Source organism: Hyphomicrobium zavarzinii ATCC 27496 (assembly GCF_000383415.1).
Taxonomy (GTDB): Bacteria; Pseudomonadota; Alphaproteobacteria; order Rhizobiales; family Hyphomicrobiaceae; genus Hyphomicrobium_C; species Hyphomicrobium_C zavarzinii.
This window is the reverse complement of sequence record NZ_KB911256.1, coordinates 572,485-599,075: the sequence shown is the minus strand read 5'-3', so window position 1 is coordinate 599,075 and position 26,591 is coordinate 572,485. Positions and strand designations below refer to the sequence as shown.

Annotated in this window: 23 protein-coding genes and 1 tRNA gene; 13 read left to right on the top strand and 11 right to left on the bottom strand. The window is 64.2% G+C overall.

The genetic code is table 11. The annotated features are described in order from the left end of the window. Positions 1-39: 39 nt before the first annotated feature. The 4 genes from F812_RS0106850 to cpdR all read right to left on the bottom strand — a co-directional run bounded on the left by F812_RS0106850 (position 40) and on the right by cpdR (position 1,700). Positions 40-732, bottom strand: coding sequence for a tetratricopeptide repeat protein (locus F812_RS0106850; protein ID WP_020085223.1), 693 nt, complete (start codon positions 730-732; stop codon positions 40-42). Between the two features lie 224 nt (positions 733-956). Continuing rightward, the gene (gene ykgO, locus F812_RS0106845) at positions 957-1,082 is read right to left on the bottom strand and encodes a type B 50S ribosomal protein L36 (RefSeq protein WP_020085222.1); all 126 of its coding nucleotides are present in this window, start codon (positions 1,080-1,082) and stop codon (positions 957-959) included. A 33-nt stretch (positions 1,083-1,115) separates the two neighbouring features. Next, positions 1,116-1,190, bottom strand: a tRNA-Val gene (locus F812_RS0106840). Between the two features lie 150 nt (positions 1,191-1,340). Then, positions 1,341-1,700, bottom strand: coding sequence for a cell cycle two-component system response regulator CpdR (gene cpdR, locus F812_RS0106835; RefSeq protein WP_026867911.1), 360 nt, complete (start codon positions 1,698-1,700; stop codon positions 1,341-1,343). A 380-nt stretch (positions 1,701-2,080) separates the two neighbouring features. Between cpdR and F812_RS0106830 the strand changes: the two genes are divergently transcribed. After that, a complete protein-coding gene (locus F812_RS0106830) occupies positions 2,081-2,980 on the top strand; it encodes an N-formylglutamate amidohydrolase (protein ID WP_020085220.1) in 900 nt (299 codons plus the stop codon). Between the two features lie 925 nt (positions 2,981-3,905). Further along, positions 3,906-4,712 carry a histidinol-phosphatase gene (gene hisN, locus F812_RS0106825; protein WP_020085219.1) on the top strand — a complete coding sequence of 269 codons (807 nt, stop codon included), beginning with the start codon at positions 3,906-3,908 and terminating at the stop codon, positions 4,710-4,712. A 28-nt stretch (positions 4,713-4,740) separates the two neighbouring features. Here hisN and F812_RS0106820 read toward each other — a convergent pair whose 3' ends face one another. Together F812_RS0106820 and F812_RS0106815 are read right to left on the bottom strand one after the other, a co-directional pair. Next, positions 4,741-5,700, bottom strand: coding sequence for an alpha/beta fold hydrolase (locus F812_RS0106820; protein ID WP_020085218.1), 960 nt, complete (start codon positions 5,698-5,700; stop codon positions 4,741-4,743). A gap of 144 nt (positions 5,701-5,844) precedes the next feature. Further along, entirely contained in the window at positions 5,845-6,438 is a 594-nt protein-coding gene (locus F812_RS0106815) for a hypothetical protein (protein WP_156827290.1), read from the bottom strand. A gap of 351 nt (positions 6,439-6,789) precedes the next feature. On the opposite strand from F812_RS0106815, the gene F812_RS0106810 reads away from it, so the two are divergent. From F812_RS0106810 to F812_RS0106795, 4 genes are all read left to right on the top strand, one after another. Further along, on the top strand, positions 6,790-7,248 hold the full coding sequence (locus F812_RS0106810) for an Hsp20 family protein (RefSeq protein ID WP_020085217.1): 459 nt from the start codon (positions 6,790-6,792) through the stop codon (positions 7,246-7,248). 503 nt (positions 7,249-7,751) lie between these two features. Next, positions 7,752-12,452, top strand: coding sequence for a glutamate synthase large subunit (gene gltB / locus F812_RS0106805; RefSeq protein WP_020085216.1), 4,701 nt, complete (start codon positions 7,752-7,754; stop codon positions 12,450-12,452). 158 nt (positions 12,453-12,610) lie between these two features. Next, complete coding sequence (locus F812_RS0106800) at positions 12,611-14,050, top strand: glutamate synthase subunit beta (RefSeq protein WP_020085215.1); 1,440 nt, start codon at positions 12,611-12,613, stop codon at positions 14,048-14,050. 271 nt (positions 14,051-14,321) lie between these two features. Next, positions 14,322-14,705: an HPF/RaiA family ribosome-associated protein gene (locus F812_RS0106795; protein ID WP_020085214.1), complete on the top strand. Its 384-nt coding sequence runs from the start codon at positions 14,322-14,324 to the stop codon at positions 14,703-14,705. Between the two features lie 85 nt (positions 14,706-14,790). Here the strand turns inward: F812_RS0106795 and F812_RS22910 are convergent, their stop codons facing one another. Then, complete coding sequence (locus F812_RS22910) at positions 14,791-16,194, bottom strand: SGNH/GDSL hydrolase family protein (RefSeq protein ID WP_245257636.1); 1,404 nt, start codon at positions 16,192-16,194, stop codon at positions 14,791-14,793. Positions 16,195-16,250: 56 nt separating this feature from the next. Beyond that, positions 16,251-17,501, bottom strand: coding sequence for a lytic murein transglycosylase (locus tag F812_RS0106785; protein WP_020085212.1), 1,251 nt, complete (start codon positions 17,499-17,501; stop codon positions 16,251-16,253). 366 nt (positions 17,502-17,867) lie between these two features. Here F812_RS0106785 and F812_RS0106780 point away from each other — a divergent pair, with 366 nt between their 5' ends. From F812_RS0106780 to F812_RS0106770, 3 genes are all read left to right on the top strand, one after another. Next, complete coding sequence (locus F812_RS0106780) at positions 17,868-18,752, top strand: UTP--glucose-1-phosphate uridylyltransferase (protein WP_040498034.1); 885 nt, start codon at positions 17,868-17,870, stop codon at positions 18,750-18,752. A 164-nt stretch (positions 18,753-18,916) separates the two neighbouring features. Further along, positions 18,917-19,972 carry a hypothetical protein gene (locus F812_RS0106775; protein ID WP_026867906.1) on the top strand — a complete coding sequence of 352 codons (1,056 nt, stop codon included), beginning with the start codon at positions 18,917-18,919 and terminating at the stop codon, positions 19,970-19,972. A 1-nt stretch (position 19,973) separates the two neighbouring features. Then, the gene (locus F812_RS0106770; protein WP_020085209.1) at positions 19,974-21,002 is read left to right on the top strand and encodes a peptidoglycan -binding protein; all 1,029 of its coding nucleotides are present in this window, start codon (positions 19,974-19,976) and stop codon (positions 21,000-21,002) included. Between the two features lie 73 nt (positions 21,003-21,075). On the opposite strand, the gene F812_RS25335 is transcribed toward F812_RS0106770, so the two are convergent. From F812_RS25335 to F812_RS22900, 3 genes are all read right to left on the bottom strand, one after another. Next, positions 21,076-21,564 (bottom strand): hypothetical protein, encoded by a 489-nt coding sequence (locus F812_RS25335; RefSeq protein ID WP_020085208.1) that lies wholly within the window; start codon positions 21,562-21,564, stop codon positions 21,076-21,078. Between the two features lie 409 nt (positions 21,565-21,973). Continuing rightward, positions 21,974-22,117 carry a hypothetical protein gene (locus tag F812_RS0106760; protein WP_245257635.1) on the bottom strand — a complete coding sequence of 48 codons (144 nt, stop codon included), beginning with the start codon at positions 22,115-22,117 and terminating at the stop codon, positions 21,974-21,976. Between the two features lie 322 nt (positions 22,118-22,439). After that, complete coding sequence (locus F812_RS22900) at positions 22,440-23,522, bottom strand: cytochrome-c peroxidase (RefSeq protein WP_083929102.1); 1,083 nt, start codon at positions 23,520-23,522, stop codon at positions 22,440-22,442. Positions 23,523-23,873: 351 nt separating this feature from the next. On the opposite strand from F812_RS22900, the gene F812_RS0106750 reads away from it, so the two are divergent. The 4 genes from F812_RS0106750 (at position 23,874) to F812_RS0106735 (ending at position 26,576) form a co-directional block, all read left to right on the top strand. Continuing rightward, the gene (locus F812_RS0106750; RefSeq protein ID WP_156827289.1) at positions 23,874-24,110 is read left to right on the top strand and encodes a hypothetical protein; all 237 of its coding nucleotides are present in this window, start codon (positions 23,874-23,876) and stop codon (positions 24,108-24,110) included. Positions 24,111-24,215: 105 nt separating this feature from the next. Next, positions 24,216-24,578 (top strand): hypothetical protein, encoded by a 363-nt coding sequence (locus F812_RS0106745; protein WP_020085204.1) that lies wholly within the window; start codon positions 24,216-24,218, stop codon positions 24,576-24,578. Between the two features lie 126 nt (positions 24,579-24,704). Then, positions 24,705-25,613: a 30S ribosomal protein S6--L-glutamate ligase gene (gene rimK, locus F812_RS0106740; protein WP_020085203.1), complete on the top strand. Its 909-nt coding sequence runs from the start codon at positions 24,705-24,707 to the stop codon at positions 25,611-25,613. A gap of 210 nt (positions 25,614-25,823) precedes the next feature. Then, on the top strand, positions 25,824-26,576 hold the full coding sequence (locus F812_RS0106735; protein ID WP_020085202.1) for an arginyltransferase: 753 nt from the start codon (positions 25,824-25,826) through the stop codon (positions 26,574-26,576). The last annotated feature ends 15 nt before the right edge of the window (positions 26,577-26,591 follow it).

Sequence of the window (26,591 nt, the reverse complement as noted above, 5' to 3'; positions counted from 1 at the left end):
TTCACGCTTCGGACTGATAGGGTCCGAAGCGATCATGGTCTAAATCCCCTGCCCTTCCACCTCGACCTTGAGGTCGTCGCGCGCCTTCTTGGCGCCTGGCGCGTTGGGGTAGACCTTGAGCAGGCTCTCGTAAGCCTCGAGGGCCGCTTTCTTCTCCCCGAGGTGCTGCAGGATGTTGGCGAGCCCTTCGAGGGCCTTGAAGTGATGCGGCTCGAGAGCGAGCACGCGGCGGATGTCGCCGAGGGCGCGCTTGTAGTCGTCCTCCAGATAGAAGAGGTACGCGCGGCGGTTCCAGGCTTCCGCATAGTCCGGCTGAAGCTCGATCGCGGCATTGAGCAGCTTCATCGCGAGATCACGCCGCTCGGCTTCCGTTGCGGCCGTGGCGCGCGCAACCAGCAAGTCCGCCGTGGCGCTTCCCGAATGCTGCCAAAGCTGCTCGACGGCGGTCGCGATCTGCGCGGCGGTCGCTTCATCCGGCGCGCTCGCCAAACGGGCATAGAGCTCGGCCAGGAGCTTTTCGCGCTGCTCGGGCGTCGACTCGGTCCCTCCGGCGGCGCCCTTGCCCGGCGGCGCTCCGTTGTTGTCACCCTCGGGCTGCTTACCCGCCTGAGGCCGCTTCTCGGGCGCGGGAACGGGGCCCGTCACGGCGGGAGGGCCTTGATCGGGCAATGTGAGCTGGGGTGGAGCGACGCCCGGCTCCTGCTGGGCCAGGACGGCGGACGGGGCGGCCATTGCCGCGAGGCCCGCGCAGAGGAGGCCGCTCGCGCGGCTCAGGACGGTGACTGGGAAAATCTTACCTTTTGCCATAGGCCGAAGATAGGGAGGCGCACCAGCGGCGTCAAAGGGCTTCGGCGGAGAGTGCGCTCGCTGAAAAGGCTCCAGACAAGCGAAACCGCCCGTACACCTTGAGGTGCCGGGCGGATCATCCCCCACGCGAGAAATTCAGATATACGCGATCAGCCCTGGCGCGCCTTGAAGCGGCGGAGGGTCTTGTTGATCACGTAAACGCGTCCCTTGCGCCTGACGAGGCGGTTGTCGCGATGACGCGAGCGAAGAGACTTAAGCGAGTTTCTTACTTTCATTGTTCTCAACCGTTTGAGGGCACGGCGGACGGATGGTGGGCACTAGAGGGATCGAACCTCTGACCCCTACCATGTCAAGGTAGTGCTCTACCGCTGAGCTAAGTGCCCATCCGTGCCGAGAAAGTCATTCGGAAGCGCCTCCTATACTGGCATTGCCAGCGGTCCGCAAGGGCGGAAACCAATTATCCGCGAAGCGGTCGCAGGGGGGCGCCCCGGTTTGGCGAAAGACCCCGAAAATCGGGGCTCAAGCGCCGGGAGCTAGGCCGCCAGGAGACGCTCCACCTCGCGCACCAGGTCCTTGAGGTGGAAGGGCTTGGAGAGCACCCGGGCCTCCTTGGGCGCGGTGGCCTCGTTGTTCAGGATCACGGCGGCGAAGCCGGTGATGAACATGATTTTGAGCTCGGGATCGATCTCGGCGGCGCGCCGCGCCAGCTCGATGCCGTCCATGCGGGGCATGACGATATCGGTCAGCAGCAGCGTGAAGGGCTCCTGCTGCAAGCGCTCGTAGGCTTCCTCGCCGTTGGCGAACGAGATCACCTCATAGCCGGCCTTGCCCAGCGCGCGCTCGAGGAAGCCACGCATGGAGTCATCGTCCTCTGCGAGCAAGATTCTGCACATCGGAAGGCGGGAGGGCTTGGCGGTCATGGGATTTATTACTCGAAATATCCACTTATCGGTGATAGCGCCAGATGGCACGGGAATCTGACGCCAGTTTGGTAAACGGAGCGTGAAGCCTCGACAGTGTCCGGGTGGTTGCCCACATAACGGACAGCACAGCAAAAGGTGGGCCAGGATGTGCCGCGGGCGCACTCTAGCTCATTTTTCCACGGCGGGTATGCGAAATGCCTCGCGTGACGTGGACAGGGCCGTGCGGCATTGGCACACTATGCGTGCGTCGTCCTGTCGGCAGCGGCGCTGCGGTTCGATTGATAGACAGGTACGAGCCGTTCGGACGTGCCATCATGAGACGGTGAGGCCCTCGACGTGATCAGGACCAGATGACCGCGCAGAAACCTTTCACGCTGAGCCCCGAACTCGCGCCGCCGTTCACGATCCTGACGCCCAAGGTTCAGAGCGCGCCGTTCGTGCTGTGCTCGCCGCATTCTGGACGCGTCTATCCCAAGGAATTCCTCGCGCAGTCGCGCCTAGACCCGCTGACGCTCAGAAAGTCAGAAGACTGCTTCGTGGACGAGTTGTTCCAGGGGGCGGCGGAGCTCGGTGTTCCGCTCATTTCGGCGCAGTTTCCGCGCGCCTATCTCGACGTCAATCGCGAGCCTTACGAGCTCGATCCCGAGCTTTTCGCGGACCCGCTGCCGGACTACGCCAACAGCCAGTCTGTGCGTGTCGTCGGCGGTCTCGGCACCATCGCCCGCATCGTCGCCGACGGTGAGGAGATCTACCGCACGCGCCTCAGCGTGGACGACGCGCTCGGGCGTATCGAGCAGTTGTATTTCCCGTTCCATGCAGCGCTCGAGGAACTGATCGAGCAGACGCGCGCGCAATTCGGCTATGCCATCCTCGTCGACTGCCATTCGATGCCGTCGGCGCAGATGACCCAGAGCAGCGGTCCGCGCCCGGACTTCGTGATCGGCGACCGGTTCGGGGCCGCTTGCGATCCGCGGCTCACGCGCTATCTCCGCGACATGCTCGCGAGCGAAGGTTACGACGTGCAGCTCAACCGGCCTTATGCCGGCGGCTACATCACTGAGCATTATGGACGCCCGTATCGCGGCGTGCAGGCGGTTCAGGTCGAGATCAACCGCGCACTCTATCTCGATGAGCGGACATTCACGCCGTCGCGGCGTTTCCACAGGCTGAAGACGGATCTCACGCGCTTCGCGGCCATGCTGTTCTCGGCCATCCCGGCGATGATCGAGCAGCGCGCAGCCGCCGAATAGCGCGCGGGCGCGGGACCTCTCAAAAAAAAATCGGACGGAATAAAAAAAAAGGGCCGTCCAATGGACGGCCCAAGTCTAGGGAGGAAACGCCCAAGGAGGGCTTGTGATCACGCGGGGATGGCGAAAGCCATGGCCACGTTCTCACCCTTCAAATCTATGCTGCAGCGCCGCAATCCGCAACCCCCGCCCTCAGCTATTTTTGCTGCGATGCGCCAAGCGCGCTTATTGGGCCACAGTGAGGAAATAAGCCCAAACCGGCCAAATCCCAGACTCCGAAGCAAATCTTGACGAGGGAATTTCCGCTGTAGTTTCCATGCGCTACAGCGTCGCACGAGCGACAGAAAAGAAAAAAGGGCCGTCCGGATACGGACGGCCCAAGTCTAGGGAGGAAACGCCCAAGGAGGGCTACGACGGCCAAGCCTTGCTCGGCGATGTCGCACTGCAAAATATCGTCGGTGACCCCTGAAAAGGAAGTGCAAAAACTGCAGAGCTGCCATTACAGAGGCGTGGGGCACGTTGTGCCCAATCAACAGGCTGATTTATCTGCACAAGAGGCGCCGCGCGCCGGTCGAGATCTAGTATTGTCGCGGCGCCGACAGTAATCTCGGCTCGAAATCTTGCCCTAGCCGTCAAAAAGAGGCCGTTCGAGCGAGCGAACGGCCCAAGTCTAGGGAGGAAACGCCCGTAATGGGCTGCGGTGGCGAAGAAGTGGTCCCTCGAAACCGCATAATTTGTATGCGCCTGTTCGCTGAATGCAGCAACTTCACGCACGATATGTGGCTCTATTTATAGTGAATATGATGCGGCCCCGCAACACAACCGCCTCATCTAGACCTTTCTACTCTAAACAGGTGTATTTCTGAACACCGTTGCTGCACTTAGAATGCCCGAACATCGGCTTCAACTTAAGTCCCGGATATCCATTGTGACTTTCCCGAACAACGCGCAATTCAAAGAGCTTCTCGCCCTGGCCCATGATCTGGCGGACGCTTCGCGGGGGGTGATCCTTCCGCATTTCCGCAAGCAAATGGCGGTGGCCAACAAGGCGGGCGAGCAAGCCTTCGATCCCGTGACGAAAGCCGACCGGGCGGCCGAGCGCGCGATCGCGCGACTCATTCGCTCGCGCGCGCCGGAGCATGGGCTCATCGGCGAGGAATTCGGGCAGGAGCGCAAGGACGCCGCGTTTCAGTGGGTCATCGACCCGATCGACGGAACGCGCTCGTTCATCACCGGCACGCCGATGTGGGGAACGTTGATCGGCCTGCTCTACGAAGGCGCGCCGGTGCTGGGCCTGATGGACCAGCCGTTCACGGGCGAACGCTTCTGGGCCGCGAAGTCTGCCGCCTATACGCAGGGCACGGCCCAGAAGGCGCGTCGCATTCACACGCGCGGCTGCTCGCGGGTTGCGGATGCGCTCATGATGACGACGACGCCGGATCTCTTCGAGAAAGGCGCGGAGGCCAGCGGCTTCGAGCGCATCCGGCGCGAAGTGCGCATGACGCGCTACGGCGGCGACTGCTACGCCTATTGCCTGCTCGCGCACGGGCTCGTGGATCTCGTGGTGGAAGCGGGCCTCAAGAGCTACGACGTGGTCGCGCTGATCCCCATTGTCGAGCGGGCGGGCGGGCGCATGACGACGTGGGACGGACGCCCCGCCACATCGGGCGGGCGCATCGTGGCCTCCGGCGATCCGGCACTGCACGACAAGGTGCTGAAGCTGCTGAACCGCTGACCGGCCGCAATCTGGGCGGTCCTTTTTCTCAAGCCGCCGCTTCGTCGAGCCCCATGTAGGCGTCGAAGGCTGCCCAGAAACGAAGCCGGATTGAATCCGCCTCCTGCAGGATCTCGTGGCGTGCCGACGGCAGCAGAACATGCGTGCCAACCTTGAGGCCTACCGCGAAATCCTCGATGGCGCGCGACGAGACGATCTCGTCCTTGCCGGCCACGAACACCATCATCGGCACCCGCACGGACGCGGCGTAGCCGTCCGCCGATACGAGCCCCATGGACCTGTATGCCGCCCGCAGCCAGCCTATGGTGGGGGAGCCCAGCGCGAGGCTCGGGTCCGCATCCAGCACCGCCTTGTTGCGGAACCAGCGCTCACGATCGGAGGTCAGCTGGTTGCCTTCGAACGGTCCCTGCTCCACCACGTCGTCCGACCCGCCCTTGATGTAGCTGCGGCTGAAACCGAACAGGCAGCCAGCCTCGGCGTAGGCGCGTGCCAGCGTCTGCGGATAGCCGACCTTGGCGTCGGCAAAGGCGATCATGGGAGCGCAGAGGATCATCCTGTCGAACCAGGAGCCGGGGCGGGCCGCATTGCGCAGGAGGATGTTGGCGCCCATGGAATGGCCGAGCGCCATGAACGGCGGCGGACAATCCGGCAGCACGACCTCCTTCATGAAGAGCGTGAGGTCGCTGTCGTACTCGCTGAAGGAGTGGACATGGCCTTTGCGGGGATTGGCGAGAGGACGCGAGGACCCGCCCTGGCCGCGCCAGTCCATCGTCGCAACGGCAAAGCCGCGACGGCGCAGGTCCGCGACCACCTCGAAATACTTTTCCGCGAACTCACCGCGGCCGCCGAACAGACAGACCGTTCCACGCCGGGGACCACGCGTCGCCTCCCAGCGCACGAATCTCAGCCGCGCGCCGTCCCGCGTTTTAAGCTCTCCCGGTACAGCGCCGCCGGGCACGGGATTCTTGGCCAGCGCAACAAGCTTCATGAGAGACCCCGCTTCGCAAATCACCGGTGCGAACAATAGCACGGAGCGGCGTCGGTCGAGCGCGCGACGGCAGGTGAAAGCCGGCAGTGCGGCAAGCGGGTGATCCGAGATCGCGCCCGCCTGCCGACTGCCGCCTTAAGGAAATCAGTAACCGCGCTGCACCCAGCGCCGCTCAGGCCAATATCTGTCGCGATGGGCGAAGGTTCTCAGATAGTGCGGACGTGCTGCCAGGATCTCGCCCGAGCAACGATCGACGCGCAGCATGAACACCCGCCCCGAGTCGACGCGGCGAGCCCGCACGCCGACCTCGCGGCCGTCACCACCGACTGGCTGCAGATCGACCCAGCCGTCGCGGCGCAACTGGCGCTTGATCTGCCAGCGCTCGAGGCAGGCATACCGCTCAGGGCGCACGTCGCCATAGCGTGGGGGCGGCATGGGAACAGGATAGCCATCCTTGATGGATCCGCGCGGCGGCTCGATCGGCGGAGCGCGGTCGTAGGGCGCTGAATACCGGTCAGGAGGAGGCGCCTCGCTGTAGCGGCCCGGAGGCGGAAGGTCCTCGTCATCGTAAGGCCCGGGATCGCGCTCTTCGGCGTATCCTCGCTCGTCGTATGGCGGCTCGCTACCGTAGCCGTCCCCATAAAGGTCCGCAGCGGACGCCGCGCGCGACCCGACAACGTGTGACGAGGCAAGGACGAGGGCCGTCATCAGGCTCGCCGTGATGAATGACGCTCTCATAAATCTACTCCCGTGTTGGCCCGACTGGCGCCGGGTTGCACAGGGTCCGCCTTCGAACATGAATGCGAGATGAAGGGCCGCTATTTTCTCTTTTGAGAGCAGAGTTTGGGCGAAACGCCTGTGGCGGATTTCTCACGTTCACTCGCCCCCTCTTGAAGCCGCCTGAAGCGCTCCTAAATGCTGGAGTGCGCACGCCACGGAGTGGGTGCGCGTCCGGGGCTCGGACATCCGCGCCCCGGGAAAGTGAGGCTTTCGGCCATCGCTTCTCGAAGCTTGGCCGGGAGTTGCAGCCGGAGATCCGGCCCATTGCGGGCGGGTCCCATCAGTCGCTTCTTATGGAGGACTTAAGTCATGCGACACTTCGATCTTACTCCCCTTTATCGTTCGACCGTCGGCTTCGATCGCCTCGCGCAGCTTCTCGACAGCGTGACCGGCGCGGAGGTCGATGCGCCCTATCCGCCCTATAACATCGAGCGTCTCGGCGAGAACGAGTACCGTATTACGATGGCGGTCGCCGGCTTTACCGCCGATGAAATCCACGTAGACGTGAAAGAGGCCACTCTCTCCGTTCGCGGCGAGAAGAAAGCCGAAGCGAATGAAGGCGAACGGCGTTTCCTGCATCGTGGAATTGCCGCACGCAGCTTCGAGCGCCGCTTCCAGCTCGCCGACCACGTGGAAGTGAAGGGCGCCGATCTCAAGGACGGCCTCCTCAACGTGGACCTCGTCCGTAACATCCCTGAGCGGATGCGGCCGCGTTCAATCCCGATCGGCACCGGCTCCGAGCCGAAGCAGATCGAGCAAGCTGCGTAACTCCTAGACCTTCCCAATCCCTCCCAACGGCGGCGGCGGCTTTCGGGCCGCCGCCTATTTTTTAGGCATATTCTCTGCGTCGCATTGTTATCTTTGAGAGCTTCTAATCGCACTTGTGTTGCAGGGGAAAATCTGCAACATTTGATCGAAAGGTCAGCATTGCTGTCCTTTATGTCCAGTCCTTGCTTCCGACGCTACGAAAGCGAGGATGGGTTTTTTTGGCTTGGCGGCAGCCGACTGCGCGAGGATCGCGGGTCTGCTACTGTCGGCGGAGATCAATTGCGGTGGTCGCAAAGCTGTCACGTCTCGTGAGTGGGTGCCCCCCGGATGCCGGGGCGGCTTGCTTTGCGCAGGCTCTCGTTCAGCGCCGCTAAGTTCGGCGCGGGCGCACACGACCCGAAAGCATCGCCTACACGCTTATTGCGGCCCACGGCCCTGAGGCGATGCGTTACGATGCCGGCATTGCGATGCCGGTCCGGCGTTGACACCCGAGGACCAATTCCATGACCAACGACACGCCATTTCATGGCAGCTATGAGCGTCCCCAAGCGCAGGGTCTGTTCGACCCCAGCTTCGAGCGTGACGCCTGCGGCGTCGGGTTCATCGCGAATCTCAAAGGCGAAAAATCGCATCGCGTCATCTCCGACGCGCTCAAGATGCTGTGCAATCTGGAGCATCGCGGCGCGGTCGGCGCCGATCCGCACGCCGGCGACGGCGCGGGCATCCTGATTCAGATTCCGCACGACTTCTTCAAGGAGGACTGCGCGAAGCTGGGCTTCAAGCTTCCGGATCCGCGTTTCTATGCCGTGGGGCAGCTGTTCCTGCCGCAGGACGAGCGCCTTGCTGCGCATTGCGAGCGCGTGTGGGAACGCATCCTGCGCGAGGAAAAGCTAGACCTCATCGGCTGGCGCAGCGTTCCGGTGGACAGCTCGTGCCTTTCCGAGCTCGTCCGGGCGACGGAGCCCGTGCAGCGGCAGGTGTTCATCGCCCGACCCAAGGGCATGAGCGAGGACGACTTCGAGCGCCGCCTGTTCCTGGTGCGCAAGATCGTCTCGAACGCAATTCACAACGCCTACAAGGGGCGCGACATCGGCCACTACACCGTGAGCCTCTCGTCGCGCACCGTGGTCTACAAGGGGATGTTCCTCTCCTATCAGGTGGGCGACTACTACAAGGATCTCTCCGATCCGCGCACCGTGTCGGCGATGGCGCTCGTTCACCAGCGCTTCTCGACCAACACCTTCCCTTCGTGGAAGCTCGCCCATCCCTATCGCATGGTCGCGCACAACGGCGAGATCAACACGCTGCGCGGCAACGTGAACTGGATGGCGGCCCGTCAGGCTTCTGTCTCGTCTCCGCTGTTCGGCGGCGACATCGAGAAGCTGTGGCCCATCTCTTATGAGGGCCAGTCGGACACGGCCTGCTTCGACAACGCGCTCGAATTCCTGACCATGGGCGGATACAGCCTGGCGCACGCCGCCATGATGCTGATCCCCGAAGCGTGGGCCGGCAATCCGCAGATGGATGCGAAGCGGCGCGCGTTCTACGAATATCACGCCTGTCTCATGGAGCCGTGGGACGGCCCAGCCGCCATGGCCTTCACGGACGGGCGCCAGATCGGCGCCACGCTCGACCGCAATGGCCTGAGGCCGGCGCGCTATATCGTGACCAAGGACGGCATGGTGATCATGAGCTCCGAGGCCGGCGTGCTGGTCGTGCCGGAGGAGAACATCGTCAAGAAGTGGCGTCTCCAGCCCGGCAAGATGCTGCTCATCGATCTCGAGAAGGGCTGCATCATCTCCGACGAGGAGCTGAAGGCGGAAATCAGCGCGAAGAACCCTTACGAGACGTGGGTCAAGCGCACGCAGATCATGGTTTCGGACCTGCCGCTTTCCAAGAAGAAGGCGGAAGCGCGCCGGAGCAACGTGTCGCTGCTCGATCTGCAGCAGACGTTCGGCTACACGCAGGAGAGCCTCAAGTTCCTCATGACGCCGATGGGCGCCAGAGGCGAGGAGGCCGTCGGCTCCATGGGCAACGACACCCCGCTGTCTGCGCTCTCGTCCAAGCCCAAGCTGCTCCACACCTACTTCAAGCAGAACTTCGCCCAGGTCACCAACCCGCCGATCGACAGCATCCGCGAGGAGCTGGTGATGAGCCTCGTCTCGTTCATCGGGCCGCGGCCGAATATCCTGGATCTCGAAGGCACGTCGAAGGTGAAGCGGCTCGAGGTGTCTCAGCCCATCCTCACCAACGAGGACCTGGAGCGCATCCGCCAGATCGGCGAGGTGCCCGACAATCACTTCGCGTCGATCACGATCGACATCACCTTCCCTGTCGATGCAGGCCCGTCTGGCATGGCGTCAGCGGTGGACGTGGTGTGCGCGGAGGCCGAGGAGGCCGTGCGCTCGAAGGAATACAACATCATCATCCTTTCCGACCGGCGCACGGGTCCAGACCGGATTCCGATCCCGTCGCTGCTCGCGACGTCGGCGGTTCACCATCACCTGATCCGCCAGGGCCTGCGCACGTCGGTCGGTCTCGTGGTGGAGACGGGCGAAGCGCACGAGGTGCATCAGTTCTGCACGCTCGCAGGCTACGGCGCGGAGGCGATCAACCCTTACCTTGCGTTCGACACGCTCGCCGGAATGGCCCCGCAGCTCGGCGCCGGGCTCACGGCAGAGGACGTCACCAAGAAGTACATCAAGGCCGTGGGCAAGGCGCTGCTCAAGGTCATGGCCAAGATGGGCATCTCGACCTACCAGTCCTATTGCGGCGCGCAGATCTTCGACGCGGTTGGCCTGCGCTCGACGTTCGTCAAGAAGTACTTCACGGGCACGCACACGCCGGTGGAAGGCGTCGGACTGCGCGAGATCTCGCGTGAGACGTTCGATCGCCATGCGGCTGCTTTCGGCGATGCGCCGGTGCTGGCCAATGCGCTGGACGTGGGCGGCGAGTATGCCTATCGCGTGCGCGGCGAAGCCCATGTCTGGCGGCCCAACGTGGTGGCGGACCTGCAGCATGCCGTGCGCGCCACCGAGAACGCGGACGCGATGAGCGGCAAGATCCCGCAGAAGTATCGCGACTTCGCGAAGGCGATCAACGAACAGTCCGAGCAGCTTCTCACGCTGCGCGGCATGTTCCGCATCCGCTCGGCCGAGGGCATGGGGCGCAAGCCGGTGCCGCTCGATGAGGTGGAGCCCGCCGCCGAGATCGTGAAGCGCTTCTCGACCGGTGCGATGAGCTTCGGCTCGATCTCGCGCGAAGCCCACACCACGCTCGCCATTGCCATGAACCGCATCGGCGGCAAGTCGAACACGGGCGAGGGTGGCGAGGAGGCGGATCGCTTCAAGCCGCTTCCCAACGGCGACAGCATGCGCTCGGCGATCAAGCAGATCGCCTCGGGCCGCTTCGGCGTGACGACGGAGTACCTCGTCAACTCCGACATGATGCAGATCAAGATGGCGCAGGGCGCCAAGCCCGGCGAGGGCGGCCAGCTTCCCGGCCACAAGGTGGATGCCACCATTGCGAAGGTGCGCCACTCGACGCCGGGCGTGGGCCTGATCTCGCCGCCTCCGCATCACGACATCTACTCGATCGAGGATCTCGCCCAGCTCATCTTCGACCTCAAGAACACCAATCCCGAGGGCAAGGTCTCGGTGAAGCTGGTGTCGGAGGTCGGCGTCGGCACGGTGGCCGCGGGCGTCGCCAAGGCGCGCGCCGATCACGTGACGATCTCGGGCTACGAGGGCGGCACGGGTGCTTCGCCGCTGACGTCGCTCAAGCACGCAGGCAGCCCGTGGGAATTCGGCCTCGCCGAGACGCACCAGACACTGGTGATCAACAGACTGCGCGGACGCATTGCCGTGCAGGTGGACGGTGGCCTGCGCACAGGCCGTGACGTGGTGGTGGGCGCGCTGCTGGGTGCCGACGAGTTCGGCTTCGCGACGGCGCCTCTCATCGCGGCTGGCTGCATCATGATGCGCAAGTGCCATCTCAACACCTGCCCCGTGGGCGTCGCCACGCAGGACCCTGTTTTGCGCGCGCGCTTCACCGGCAAGCCCGAGCACGTCATCAACTACTTCTTCTTCGTGGCCGAGGAAGTGCGCGAGTACATGGCGCAGATGGGCTACCGCACCTTCGGCGAGATGGTCGGCCAGACCGAATGGCTCGACAAGGACCGCGCCATCAACCACTGGAAGGCACGCGGGCTCGATTTCTCGAAGGTGTTCCACGTGCCGCACGTTCCCAAGGGCGTCGCGATCCACCATTGCGAAGAGCAGGATCACGGCCTCGAAAAGGTGCTCGACAACCAGCTCATCAAGGTTGCGCTGCCTGCGCTCGAGTCCAAGAAGCCCGTCAAGCACGAGGTCTCGATCAAGAACACGGATCGCACCGCGGGCACGATGCTCTCGGGCCAGATCGCCAAGCGCTATGGCCACGCGGGCCTGCCCGAGGACAGCATCTGGATCACGTTCAAGGGCACGGCGGGCCAGAGCTTCGGCGCGTGGGCTGCGCGCGGTCTCACGCTCGATCTCGTGGGCGAGGGTAACGACTACGTCGGCAAGGGTCTCTCGGGCGGCAAGATCATCGTCCGTCCGAACGCGGTCTCCGGCATCGTGCCGGAGGAGAGCATCATCGTCGGCAACACGGTGATGTACGGCGCGATCACGGGCGAGTGCTACTTCCGGGGCGTCGCGGGCGAACGCTTTGCGGTGCGCAACTCCGGCGCCTACGCGGTGGTGGAAGGCACGGGCGATCACGGCTGCGAGTACATGACGGGCGGCTGCGTGGTGGTGCTCGGACGCACGGGGCGCAACTTCGCGGCTGGCATGTCGGGCGGTGTCGCCTACGTGCTCGACGAGGCCGGTGATCTCGAGATCCGTCTCAACAAGGAGATGGTGGAGATCGAGCCGCTCACGGGCGATGCCGCGCTGATCGAGAAGCTCGCCAAGGGCAACGGCGAGACGACGCGTCAACTCGCCGAAGTGATGCTCGACATGCGCGAGCAGGATCTCGAGCGGCTGCATGCGCTGATCGTGCGTCATGCGCACTACACCAACTCGACCAAGGCGAAGGCCATCCTCGCCGATTGGGCGAACACCGTGCCGAAGTTCAAGAAGGTGATGCCGACCGAATACCGGCGCGCCCTCACGGAGCTGGCGAAGGCGAAAGCGGCCGCCGCGGCTGTCGGTGCGCAGGCGTAAGCCACCTCAACTCATGCTCGCCCCGTCATTGCGAAGCGCAAACTTCTCGATGACGGGCGGGCGACGAAACCACGAGGCAGCGAGGGGCTGCCCTTTACCCTGACCCCTCCTCTGTCGGAGCGACGGAGAGGGAAGCAAGATGGAAAGAAGAGTCCACGATGGGAAAGCCGACGGGATTTCTTGAGTTCGAGCGCGCAGACCGCAAGTACGAGCCGGTCGAGACACGCATCAAACATTGGCACGAGTTCGTCGTGCCGCTGTCGGAGCCCGACGTCAAAACGCAGGCTTCGCGCTGCATGGACTGCGGCATCCCCTATTGTCACAACGGCTGCCCGGTCAACAACCAGATCCCGGACTGGAACGACCTCGTCTATCAGGGCGACTGGAAGACGGCAGCGGAGAACCTGCACTCGACCAACAATTTCCCCGAGGTCACGGGGCGTGTGTGCCCGGCGCCGTGCGAAGCCTCGTGCACGCTCAACATCGACGACGTGCCGGTGACCATCAAGACCATCGAGTGCACGATCGCCGACAAGGCTTTCGAGGCCGGATGGATCACGCCGAAGCCTGCCGAGACCAAGACCGGCAAGAAGGTCGCGATCGTGGGCTCAGGACCCGCCGGCCTCGCCGCGGCCCAGCAGCTCGCGCGCGCGGGTCATGAGGTTCACGTCTACGAGAAGAACGCGCGTCCGGGCGGCTTGCTCGTGTACGGCATTCCCGACTTCAAGATGGAGAAGAGCATCATCGCGCGCCGCCAGGCGCAGATGGAAGCCGAGGGCGTCGTGTTCCATTGCAACGTGAAGGTCGGCACGGACGTGTCGCCGCGCGATCTCGAGGAGAAGCACGACGCCGTGCTGCTGGCGATGGGCTCCGAAACTCCGTTCGACTTCTTCGCAACCTCACCGGGGCGCGATCTCGACGGCATCCACTACGCCATGGATTTCCTGACGCAGCAGAACCGCCGCGTCGCGGGCGAGGCGCAGCTTCCAGGCACGAAGGAGATCTCCGCCAAGGGCAAGCACGTGATCGTCATCGGCGGCGGCGACACCGGCTCCGACTGCATCGGCACCTCGATCCGGCAGGGCGCGAAGTCCGTGACGCAGTTCGAGATCATGCCGAAGCCGCCTGTGAAAGAGGACAAGGCACTCTCGTGGCCGAACTGGCCGCTGAAGCTCCGGATCTCGTCCTCGCAGGCCGAAGGCGCGCAGGTCGAGTACTCGGTTTCCACCACCGGCTTCTCCGGCGAGGGCGGCAAGGTGAAGAAGCTGCATTACGTGCACGTCGATCAGAAGCTCGCACCGGTTCCCGGCTCGGATACGACGCTCGATGCCGATCTCGTGCTGTTCGCCATGGGCTTCTCCGGCCCGAGCGACAGCGGCGTGCTTTCCGGTCTCGGGCTCGACGCCGTTGCACGCGGCCGCTTCAAGGGACTCAACGCGACCGAGCGCGACTACCGCCTGCCCGGCAACGGCAAGCTGTTCGCTGCAGGCGACGTGCGGCGCGGACAGTCGCTCGTGGTGTGGGCGATCCGCGAAGGCCGCCAGGCTGCCTCCTCGATCGACAAGTTCCTGATGGGGAAGACCACCCTGCCGCGCTGAGCGCGCAGGCGGCGCTTTCTAAACACCGCTTTCGGGCGATGAGACTTTTAAGGGCGTGCCGGATGGCGCGCCCTTTTTCTGTCTCCGGCATCGGCAAGGCTTCCCTAGGGGCAAGGCGGGAGGTTTTGCGTGACGCTGGACTTGGCATTTGAGTTGGATCAGCTTGGTATCGGGTCGAAGCGCCTACCCTTGACCCGGGACCTCACGATCCCCAGCTCCTTGAATGGGGGCCTAGAAACTAAACAACTTGGCTAACCAACTGGGAAATCAAATGAACACACCGCTCGAGATCTCGTTCAAAGGGCTCGATAAAAGCCCGGTCATCGAAGCAAAAATTTCGGAGCGGGCCGCCAAGCTCGAGAAGCATTTCGATCGCATGACCCACTGCCGGGTCGTGGTGGCCGCGCCGCATAAGCATTCTCACAAGGGGAAGACTTACGAGATCAAGATCGACATCGGAATCCCGGGAGCCGCGCCGCTGATCGTCACGCATGAGTCTGCGGTTGGTCAGGCGCAGGAAGATCTGAAGATTGCGCTCAGGGATGCGTTCGATGCCGCGGACCGTCGCCTGGACGAGCTGATCGACAAGAAGAACGGCGCGGCCCGCGCGGAGCGCTCGCGGCGCCGTCCGGCTCGCACCTCCGACGAGGAATAATCGTAAACCCGGGCGCTCGAGCCGAAAGCGGTTCGGGCGCCCGGACTCCGTCAGGCTGCAGAATTGCCGGATCCGCGCGGCCGATCTACTCGCGCGATTTACGCCGGTCCGAGTTCGCCGGCTGGCGCGGCGCGTCGGGCTTGGACGTGGTGCCGGTCTCGACCGGATCGGCCTCGGCCGGAAGGTAGGCTGCTTCCGGCGGCGGCGCGGGGCGCGGCCATGAGGCATCATCCGCCCTGCCCGGTTTCGGCGCCAGGCGCTCGCCCTTGAACAGGACCCTGAAGTACGGGGCTTGCGAGGGCGAGAGGCGGCGTCGTCCTCCGCCCGCCTGACCGCTGCCAGTGGCCAACGCCACCGTGCTCATGACGGTGAGCCCGCCGGAGATCTGATCGATGATGGCCTCGCCGAGCTGCGAGGGCCGATCCGGGCTTTCACGCCGCGTGACCAGCGCAATGACAGACGCCGGGATCGCCGGACGCACGATGTCGAGGGCCACCACTTCCTCGCGGCCTCCCTCGCTCACGATACGCAGGTTGATCTTGCCGTTGTCGGCCTTCTGGTCGCCCGCGCCATCGGTCTCAGCGTTCTTCGCCTTGGCAGCATTGGCAGCCGTGTCCGCGCTCTTGGCGGCAGGCCCTGCCGTGCCGCCCGCGGCGGGCGGCGAGAATTTCACGCTTTCCGGATTGATCTTCGCCTGCTCGGCCTCGCTGCCGTCCAGGGGTATAGCGCGATCGGCCTTGGCTTGCGTGATGTCGCGGCGCAGCTCGCGATCGACGAAGTAGGCGAGCTTGCGGTTGCCTTCCGCCGTGAAGTAGACGCCGTCGCCCGCGCGCAGCAGGCGGATTTTGCCGGTCACGTCCGGACCATAGGCGCTATAGCCGCCGTTCTCGTCGGCGAAGCCCGCGTAGGTATCGATGTACTTGGCGCCGTTCAGGTACACGCGCTCGCGCAGGATGTTGTTCATCATCTGCACGTCCTCGTTGGCGTCGTAGCGGCGCACGTTGGGGAGGCCGAGCCAGTAGACGGCGATGTTGCGCTTCTTCAAGAGCTTCAGCAGGCGGTCCGCGCGGGAGGCGTACTCTCGGCGCCAGCCCTCGGTGCCGACCAGCACGCGTTTGCCGGATTCGTCGCGCACGGATACGCGATCCCACGCGCCCAGCATGACGATGGCGATCTGCGGCGCCGCCGCCTTCAGCTCCTCGTCGAGCTCGACCATGCGCTGGTGGTACTCGTTGCGCATGAGCCCGCCGACGGAGATGTGGGTGTTGCGGATGATGACGCGCGGATCCTTCTGGAAGATCTCGAGCGCTCCGCCCAGAAGTCCTTCGGCGAGATCGTCGCCGATCATCACCAGGTTGTAGGTGTCGCCCGGGGGGAAGGGCGTGATGAAGCTCGTGCCGCCGGTATCCTCCTGCGCAAAGCCCGGCGCGGCCGCAGCGAAGAGGGCTGCGAGCAAAGCGATGAGCGGCAGAGTGAAACGAGCGTGCATGCCTTCCCGGCTCATGTGTTTCGACTTCGGCCGCCAGACGATCGGAAATCCGGATCCTATCGCGTGCCGGCTTTGCGTATGTGCTCAAGAACGGTATCGGACGGCCAGCAGTCAACCTTCAGCTTGTTGGCTCTCTCATAGAGACCAATCACCTTGCGGGTGTTCGAGCCGACCTTGCCGTCGATCTTCTCGACATCATAGCCCAAGGCCCTGAGTCGTTCCTGGATTTCCTCGATGTTCCGCGTCTTCTGCGGACCGGTGCCACCCCACGGCGTCACGAAATCGCCGCCGCCTGCGATGCGATCCGCGAGATTGCCGACAAAGACCGCATAGAGATCCGACATGTTGTAGCGGCGGATCACCTTGTAGTTCTCGAGCACCAGGAACGATGGGCCGTAACCGCCGGCCGGGCTCATGAGATAGGCGCTGAGGCCGAGTTGCGCGTCCGTCCATGGGCGTCCGTTGGCCCGTTTCAGGCCGAGCTTGGCCCATTCCGAGATGGGGCGCTCCTGAGTGGGGCCTTCGTAGCCGCAGTCGGCCTTGCTGGTGAGGATCACCTCGTAACCCCAGGTCTGGCCCGCAACCCAGCCCTTGCCCTTGAGCTGGCTCGCCGCGGAGGCCAGCGCGTCGGGGATCGAGTTCCAGATGTCGGTCTTGCCGTCGCCGTCGAGATCGTGGGCGTGCTTGAAGTATTCGCTCGGCATGAACTGCGTGAGGCCCATGGCGCCCGCCCAGGACGCGCGCATCAGGCTGCGCGGCACGCCGGATTCGAGCATCTTCAACGCCGCGATCAGCTCCGTGCGGAAAAGCTCCTTGCGGCGGCCGAGATAGGCTTGTGTGGCGACGACATTGATTGCGTCGTGGGGGAGCTTGTGATGACCGAAGGCGGTCTCGCGGCCCCAGATGGCCAGCACCGAGTAGCGGTCCACGCCCAGCTCGCGCTCGATCTTCTCGAGGGTGGCCTTGTGCTTGGCGGCCAGTTCCTTGCCGGTGGTGGCGAGGCGGATGAGATAGGCGCGATCCAGGTATTCGGCCGGTGCGCGGGTGAACTCGGCCTGGCCGGTCGAATCGTTGGAGGGGCGGCCGGGCAGATCGAGATCAGGGAGCTTGAGGTTCGGAGTGAAGTCCTTGAGCGCCTTGTCGAAGGTCGCCCGGGAGACGCCGGCCGCCTCTGCTTCCGGCCAGAGGCCCTCGATCCACGCATCGAGCTTGGCGTCGGCGGCCGCAGTGCCCGGCAGAGCCACGAGCCACGCCGCCATGGCCGTCATGCAGGCGAGAAACAGCGCAACTTTGCGAAAGGGCATCATTGGAGGCCGGGCGTAGACGGTTGGTTCATGCGGTAACTTCACGCCCACCCCGAAACTCCAGTACCTCGCGCCTCGGCCGGACCGGACCGCCAAGCGGGGGGCGGTGCTATCCACCCATTAACCGATCCCGGAGAATATCGCTCCTTCCCGTGTCTGCGATTCGGGGCTTTTTTACGACCCCTGTGCTCATTCTTCGCCGCTTTCCGGGGAACACTTTGGCTCCCCGCTCATTGTCCCGTCGCAATCGCACGGCACCCCTAGCAGGGCACGCCCGTGCGCGCTCCGCGATCGGCTATAATCGCGGTTCATCTTCTCGCCTTCCCTCCGGCTTATCCGGCCGGCCTCTCCACAATCATCGGTGTCCTGATGTCGAAACCCAAGCGCATTCGCAAAGCCGTCTTCCCTGTGGCCGGGCTCGGAACCCGTTTCCTGCCGGCCACCAAGGCCGTTCCCAAGGAAATGCTGACGGTCGTCGACCGGCCGGTCATCCAGCATGTTGTGAACGAGGCGCGGGCGGCGGGCATCGAGCATTTCGTGTTCGTCACTGGCCGCGGCAAGGCCTGCATCGAGGATCACTTCGATCATCAGTTCGAGCTGGAAGCGACGCTCTCCTCCAAGAAGAAGACGCGCGAGCTCGAAGACCTGCTTTCCGAGCTGCCCGACGCGGGGCGGACGAGCTTCACGCGCCAGCAGGCTCCGCGCGGGCTCGGACATGCCGTCTGGTGCGCCCGTGACATCGTCGGCGACGAGCCGTTCGCGCTGCTGCTGCCGGACATGCTCCACCACGGAAAGACGCCGTGCCTCGCCGAGATGATCGAGGCCTACGACAAGACCGGCGGCGGTAACTTCGTGGCTGTGTCCCCCGTGCCGGAGGACCAGACGCATCAGTACGGCATCGTGGGCGTCGAGGATGCGAAAGCGAAGGTGAGCCGCATCACGCAGATGGTGGAAAAGCCGCCGAAGGGCACCGCGCCTTCGAACCTCCACATCACCGGGCGCTACATTCTCGAACCCGAAATCTTCCCGCTGCTCGCGCGGCAGGAAGCCGGTGCGGGTGGGGAAATTCAGCTTACGGACGCCATGATCACCCTGAGCAAGGATGCCGGCCATCCTTTCCATGCCGTGCGCTTCGACGGCGAGATCTACGACACCGGCTCCAAGATCGGGTTTCTTGTAGCCAACATCGCCTACGGCCTCGAACGCGAGGACCTCGCACCCCAGCTCAGGGCTGCCATCAAGGACCTTCTCTAATGACGGCTGGCGCACAAAGCGCCGCCCTTCCACCCGCCTAAAAAAGGCCCCATTCCCCGAGCTTTGGCATCATGTTGCCGGTTTCCGGTGGCATGGCGTTCCGCTATGGTCGGGCGCGCGACGCTGCGCGCACGATCGACAGTGCATGGCCGGAGACTTTTGGAATGGCACGTAAGCGACCCGACCCGACCTCCGCCTCAGTGCACAAGTCACTGACGCCGCCCGGCGTTTTTCTGATCCGCATGCTCGTGTTCCTGACGCTGGTCGCCTTTCTCGCGGCGATCCTTCATGAGCAGCTTCTGGTCTCGCTGATGACGAACCCGGGCCTCAACGGCCTCATCATCGGCGTTCTGTGTCTCGGCATCATCTACGCCTTCCGCCAAGTCATCCGGCTCTACCCCGAGATCCGCTTCGTGAACGCGTTCCGCATTTCCGATCCGGGCCTCGTCGGCGCGCATCAACCCGTGCTGCTGGCCCCGATGGCGACCATGCTGCGCGACCGCACCGGCGCGCTTTCTCTCTCTACCGTCTCGATGCGGACGATCATGGACAGCATCGGCTCGCGCCTCGACGAAGCGCGCGACACGGGACGCTACATGGTGGGTCTGCTGGTGTTCCTGGGCCTGCTCGGCACCTTCTGGGGCTTGCTCGAAACCATTCAATCGGTGGGTCTCGCCATCAACACGCTCAACACGTCCGGCGAGACGGTCGCGGTGTTCGACGAGCTTAAGCAGGGCCTCGCAGCACCCCTCAAGGGCATGGGCACGGCGTTCTCGTCCTCGCTGCTCGGCCTTTCCGGCTCGCTGGTTCTCGGCTTCCTCGAGCTGCAGGCGAGCCACGCGCATAGCCGCTTCTACAACGAGCTCGAGGAATGGCTCTCCGGCATCACCGAGCTTACGCCGGGTTCCTCAAGCGCCACCGAGCAGGCGAGCCGCCAGCTCATTTCCGCCGTCTACGAGATGCAGCGCGCCGTCGAGGAGCTTTCAGGGCGGCTGAAGGCCGGAGGCAGCGCACCGTTTCTTCCCGCCTCGCCCCCGGGGGGTGCGGGGGGCGAGGACACCGTTCGCGATCTCGCACGCGGCGTGAACCAGCTCGTCACCCAAATGCGCGCCGAGCAAAAGGTGGTGCGCGAGTGGGTGGACGAGCAGGCCTCACAGCAGTCGGAAGTGACGAACGCACTCCGCGAGCTTGCTCAGACCATGCTCAAGAAAGGCGGCTAGCATGGCGCGTGGGCGTTCGCGGCGCGGCGGCGAATACGGCGAGTTCTGGCCGGGCTACGTGGACGTTCTGTCCACGCTGCTGCTCGTCGTGACGTTCCTGATGTCGATCTTCATGATCTCGCAGTATTTCGCGACGCAGGAGGCCAGCGGCAAGGATACCGCGCTGAAGCGCCTGACGCGTCAGATCTCAGAGCTCACCAATCTTCTCTCGCTCGAAAAGGGCAAAGCGCGCTCGGCTGCCGACGAGCTTGCCTCGCTGCAATCCACGCTCGCAGATCTCAAGGCGGAGCACAGCAAGCTTTCGGGCTTCGCACTCTCGGGCGATGAAAAGGCCAAAGCGGCCGAGGGCAAGATCCAATCTCTCACCGCGGACCTCGAGGCGCAGAAGAACATTTCCAACGAAGCCCTCGCCAAGGTCGATTTGCTGAACCAGCAGATGCTGGCGTTGCGCCGTCAGCTCGCCGCGCTGAACGAGGCGCTGGAAGCTTCCGAGAAGAAAGACAAGGACAGCCAGGATCGCATCAAAGACCTAGGCCAGCGCCTCAACGCGGCACTCGCCCGGCAGGTGCAGGAATTGCAACGCTATCGCTCCGACTTTTTCGGACGGCTTCGCGAGCTCTTGAAAGACCGCAAGGATATCCGCGTCGTCGGCGATCGTTTCGTATTCGAGTCCGAGGTGCTGTTTCCCTCCGGCCAGGCGACGCTGACGCCTGAAGGCCTCGCCGCTATGGATCAGCTCGCCATCGCCATCGTGGACCTCGCCAAGACCATTCCGCCCGAGATCAAATGGGCGCTTCAGGTGGACGGCCATACGGATATCCGTCCGATCGCGAGCGCGCAGTTTCCTTCCAACTGGGAGCTTTCGACAGCGCGCGCCGTTTCAGTGGTGAAGTATCTCGTCTCGCGTGGCGTGCCGGCCGACAATCTCGTCGCCGCTGGCCATGGTGAGTTCCAGCCGCTGGAATCGGGCGTGGACGAAGAAAGCCTGCGCAAGAACCGGCGCATCGAGCTCAAGCTGACGAACCGGTAGGGAAGAAAGGCAGGGGGCAGCCGGCAACTGGCAGCCCCCGCCAGACTGCGTGACGGAAGGCGGCGAGGGCGGATCAGCCGCCAGCGCGCGGGCGTGAGGTCGGGGCGAAATCTTCGGGCGCGGCTCCGAACAGCTCGTAAGGCAGCTTCCGCTGCTGCCGCCACCAGTCCCAGGCCACATCTGTCGGGCCGATGGCATACTCGACCAGCGTCCAGCCGTTGGGGCCTTCCTGCAGCAGGAACAGATTGTGCTCCGTCTCGAGCATGCCCTGCGCGAGATCCTCGGCGAACTTCGTCTTCCTCCAGTTGATCGGCTGGCCGCCGGGGCGTTGCAGCTTCACGTCTCCGTAGGCCCACTGCCCCCAGACGTTGAGAGTGCTCACCACGAACTCGATCGGGCCGCCGATCTCCTGCTCGAAGGTGGGACGCGCCACGTTCAGGAGTGTCGTGCGCAAGGGAGACCCCTTCGGCGGGCTTTCGATGTCGGCCGCCCACGAGGGGTTGGCGCCCGCACCCGTCAACAGCGTCGCGAGGCATAGGGCTAGAAAGGCAACGGCGCGCATACGGCTCTCCCCGGAAGGGCTTCGGAAGGCGAGCACTGTGCCTCTGTTCCCGCGCGGCGTCGACTGCCGCCGTCCAGGCGGGTCACCTCCCGGCGCGAGGGATGGGCCACGGATTATGGCTTGGCATCCGGTAGCGTGTGCGCCGGATCGACGGGATCGCAGTCTACCCTCGGACCACATGCCGAAGGCACGACAGTGTAAAACTGAAACGTGTTTCAAAATATTAGCTGAACAACGAGAATGGCGCGCGCCATATTCAAAGGATGAGAAAATAGAAACGCATCTTCGCGGCTTACTTTTGCGAGCAGCCCCCCAAAGGCCAAACCCACGCTTTCTGAAATGATATAACACGGCGAAGTCGGGGAGCCGGGGAGAAGGAACGGCCTCGCTTCGCGGCGTAACACCCAGATCAGATCTTAGCGTAACGGCCGGCCGGACGGCATGACCAGCGCTTCGCGACCCAGTTCGGATGCCCCTCGGTCCACTTCGCGATTTCAGCCTGGCTCTGCATCATGCACTGCATGGGCGTGACGCTCTCGGCCAAGTAGACCAAGCTTACATCCTTGCATCTTGTCGGATTGTCCACGAGGCAGACAGAGACGATGAGCTCTAGCATTTGCAAACCCCAGATCGAGTTATCCGCTTTCGGCGGTTCATAACCCTCGGGGCGCGTCGTCCCTTTTTCTTTTCTTCTTGCTGTAACGGTAGGCGGCGAATCAACGCCACACAAGAAACAATCCTAAGCAGCAAATGCTAATGTTTTGAGCTGAGACGTTTGCGCATCAATCGCGGCCAACTGAATTGGCCCGGTAAATTCACGGGGGGAACAAGGCATTTTCAGCGCCCAGACCGGTGCGATCTCCATTTCCGTCAGCTCATTTTTTGAGCATGGGGCGAGTTGTCTCATCGGAGACGTGACTTTCCGGTTCGCCCGAAAGCGTTTTCAGGAATGCCACCAGGGCGGCCTTTTCCTCTGCCGTCAGTTCGAGGTCGCGGACCACGGTTGCCGCGAGGGATGGGCGCTTGATCAAGTTGCCGGTGTAGTGGGCCACGACATCCTCCAGCGTCGCCAGGGAGCCGTCATGCATGTAAGGCGCAGTGCGCGCGACCTCCCTCAATGAGGGTGTCTTGAACTGCGGCAGGCCCTTCGCGCTGGCCACGAGAGCGCCGCGGCCGAGATCCTGGCTCGCCAAGCCGATGTCGTGGAAGTTGTCGTCGGTGAAGCGCCAGCCACCGTGACAGGATACGCATCCGCCTTTACCGACGAAGATGTCGAAGCCCTGAAGCTCGGTTTCGGTGAGCGCCGCGCCGTCCCCCGCGATCCAGCGATCGAAGCGGCTTTCGGCCGAGACGAGCGATCGCTCGTAGGCGGCAAGCGCATCCAGGATGGCACTCTCCGTCACGCCCGGAGCCTCCGGGAAAGCCGTGGCGAAGTGGGCCTTCACCGCCGGGTCGGCGGAGAGGCGTTGCGCGATGGTGGTGAAGTCACCGGCCAGCTCATCCTCGGCAAGGATGGGAAAGCGGGCTTGGGCGGCGAGCGTAGGCGCGCGTCCGTCCCAGAAGAAGGACACCGCCCAGGCGAGGTTGTAGAGCGCGGGGGCGTTGCGGGGGAGAACAGCCCCTCCCGGGCCAACGGCCGTGCGGCGTCCGTCGGTGAAGGCGTGGTCCGGATCGTGGCAACTGGTGCACGCGGCCTTGCCGGAGCCGGAGAGGCGCGGATCGCGGAAGAGATCCCGCCCCAGCTCGATCTGCGCCGCGGTGTCTCCGACGGCGCTGGCGGACACGCCATGCGGACGGGCAAAAATCGCGCGCCAGACAGCTTCGCGGCTGATCTCCGCGACGGGGGCATCGCGGGTTTCGCTGGAGGTCTCGGCCAGTACCGGGCCCGCCCATGCGAGCGCGCCCAACAGGGCTGCGGCAGCCCATTTCCTGGCGTGGCCAAAAGCTGATTTCTTCATGGGGTCATTATAGGCAGCTTGCCGAAGGCCTGCCCTCTGGCATGTGGGCGCGCCGCGCCTGACCTGCGGGCGGAGGTGCAACTTCCGGTGTCATTGTCCCCTTTTTTTGCGTGTCTGGCCTCGCCGCCGTGAAAAAACCGGGAACCGCAGCCACAACAACCGTGGCTCGCGCAGCACGCCCATCCGCCTGAAAGCAGGCTTCGCCAAACGCCCCCTTGACCCAGGGGGCAACCTCTTTCATCCAAGATGGGATAAATGTTCAATAGGGCCTGCCGGACATTCCGGTGGGCGCCGGTTCGGGAGCCGGAGGCGGCTGGATCATACTCTCCAGCCGTGTTGTGGGGGAAGTTCATGGCAATCAGTGTCGAGGATGCACAGTCAGTGCAGCGGACCTCTGTGCGGCCTGTGACTGTAAGGTGGTTTCTCAAGCGCACCCTCATCGGGATCGCGATCTTGATGGTTGCCATGGGCGGATTGGCCTGGCTCACCTATGCCTCGATCGATCCAGATCTCGACGGGGATTTGGCACCCAAGGCTGCCAAAGCCGTTCGCGGCACCGCGCAGAATATGGTTCCCGTCGAGCTTTGAGCTTGCCAGGTTGCGCAACCCGCATCCTGTGATTTAGGCTTGCAGCCAAGACCTTAAACTCCGGCCTCAGTGACCGGGGCAGCTCGCGCATTTCCGGATACCGCCATGTCCGCCTATGATCTCGTGCTCATCGTCCTCGTTGCCGGCGGCGCCTTTTTCGCAGGCTATCAGATCGGACGCTTCAAGGCGCTGAGCGAACGAGGCTCCGCGGCCCCCTCCGGCGCCGATCAGCCGCTTCCCGGCCCGAACCTCGACGGCCCGTTCTCCGATCGCTCCGAGGCCCCGTCACGGCCGCGCGGGCCCGCGCCGCCCGCCTCCGCCGGAAACGACGGCGGCTCATGGTCCGGCTCGGATGCGCCGGCTTCGGGCGGGCGCGGCCCGGTTCGCCGCTCGACGACGCCTCCGCCCGCAGCGGCCGGACTAATGAGCAAAGGCTCTGCGGACAAGCCGGACAAGGGACAAAAATAAAACTCAATTGCCCGGCGAGGTCCCCGCGATCCGCTGCTCCCATCTACCAGAGCGGGTTCATAGTTTTCGCGCCCAGCCCTCCCGGAGTGACCGGATCGAAGGCGTCGCTCGCAACAGGCTCCTCCCATGCGTCTCGTCATGCTGGCCCGCAATCCGGGCCTCTACTCGCACAAGCGCCTGATCGAGGCGGCGGAGGCGCGCGGGCACACGCTCGACGTGATCAATACGCTGCACGTGCACATGAACATCACGTCGAACCGGCCGGTGCTGCGGTTCGGCGGCAAGTCGCTTCCTCTCTATGACGCGGTGATCCCGCGCATCGGGGCCTCGATCACCCACTACGGCCTCGCGGTGCTCAGGCAGTTCGAGATGCAGGGTGTGTTCCCGCTTAACGAAAGCGTCGCGATCGGGCGCTCGCGCGACAAGCTCAGGGCGCTCCAGTTGCTTGCGCGCGCAGGCATTGGCCTTCCCGTGACCGCGTTCGCGCACGGCCCGAGAAAGGCCGAGGATGTCATCAAGGAGGTCGGCGGCGCTCCCGTCGTTATCAAGCTGGTGGAAGGGACGCAGGGGATGGGCGTGATCCTCGCCGAAACCGAAGCCTCCGCGAAATCCATCATCGAGGCTTTCAGCGCGGCCAACGCGAACATTCTGGTGCAGGAGTACATCGCAGAAGCCGAGGGCAGCGACGTGCGGGCGCTGGTGGTCGGCGGAAAGGTGGTGGCGGCCATGCAGCGGGTCGGTAAGACCGGAGAATTCCGCTCCAACCTGCATCGCGGCGGCATCGCGCAGGAGGCCCACATTACCGACGAGGAGCGGGCGACGGCGGAACGCGCCGCGGCTGTCCTCGGCCTCAATGTGGCGGGCGTCGACATGCTCCGCTCCAACCGGGGGCCGATGGTGCTGGAGGTCAACTCCTCGCCCGGGCTCAAGGGTATCGAGCGGGCAACCAACGTGGACGTGGCTGGAGAGATCATCGCCTTCATCGAGGCCTCGGCCGCACCTGGGCAGACCGCGACCAAGGGCGCCAAGGGCTAGCACGCCCGATTTTAAGGCTGCTGCTGTGTTGCAGCGCGGATTTATCGCTGATGCTTGATCGAGGCCGCGAAGCTCGACTATCCTTCGTGACCGGCAGCCTCTTACCTGTCCGCCCGACTAACGAGTGCGCGTTTCGGGGTGATACCGCCACTCCGCCATGATGTCCGGCGATGCTCGGACCTGCGGCGTCGGCGGCAAGGATTTTATCGGATGACGGAACAGCAAAAGCACTTTCCGGAATTCTACGTCACCACTCCGCAGCCTTGTCCGTATCTTCCGGGCAAACTCGAGCGCAAGCTCTTCACGCACCTGACGCACGACAAGCCGCTCGCGCTCGTCGACAACCTGCTCAAAGGCGGCTTCAGGCGAAGCCAGAACATCGCCTACATGCCCTACTGCGAGGGCTGCCACGCCTGCGTATCGGTGCGCATTCTGGTCGACGAGTTCAAGCCCGGCCGCACCATGCGCCGGACGCTCGAGCGCAACCGCGATCTCGTGAGCCGTCGCGTCTCGGCGGTGCCGACGTCGGAGCAGTTCTGCCTGTTCCGCAGCTATATCGACGCGCGCCATTCCGACGGCGGCATGGCGGACATGAGCGTGCTCGACTATGCGATGATGGTGGAGGACAGCGTGGTGCGCACCTTCCTCACCGAGTATCGGGCCAAGCCCGAGAATCCGCTCGACCGGCACATGGACACCTGGCCGCTCGCGGGCGTCGCGCTTTGCGACCGGCTCTCGGACGGCATCTCCATGGTGTACAGTTTCTACGAGCCGCTCGAGGAGGAGCGCAGTCTCGGCACCTACATGATCCTCGAGCACGTGGACTATGCGCGCCGGCTCGGCCTGCCCTACCTCTATCTCGGCTACTGGATCGATGGCTCACGCAAGATGAGCTACAAGACGCGGTATCAGCCGCAGGAGCGGCTGGGGCCCAACGGCTGGGTGCGCGCGCCGGAGCGGTGAGATTGCCCGTCTGCG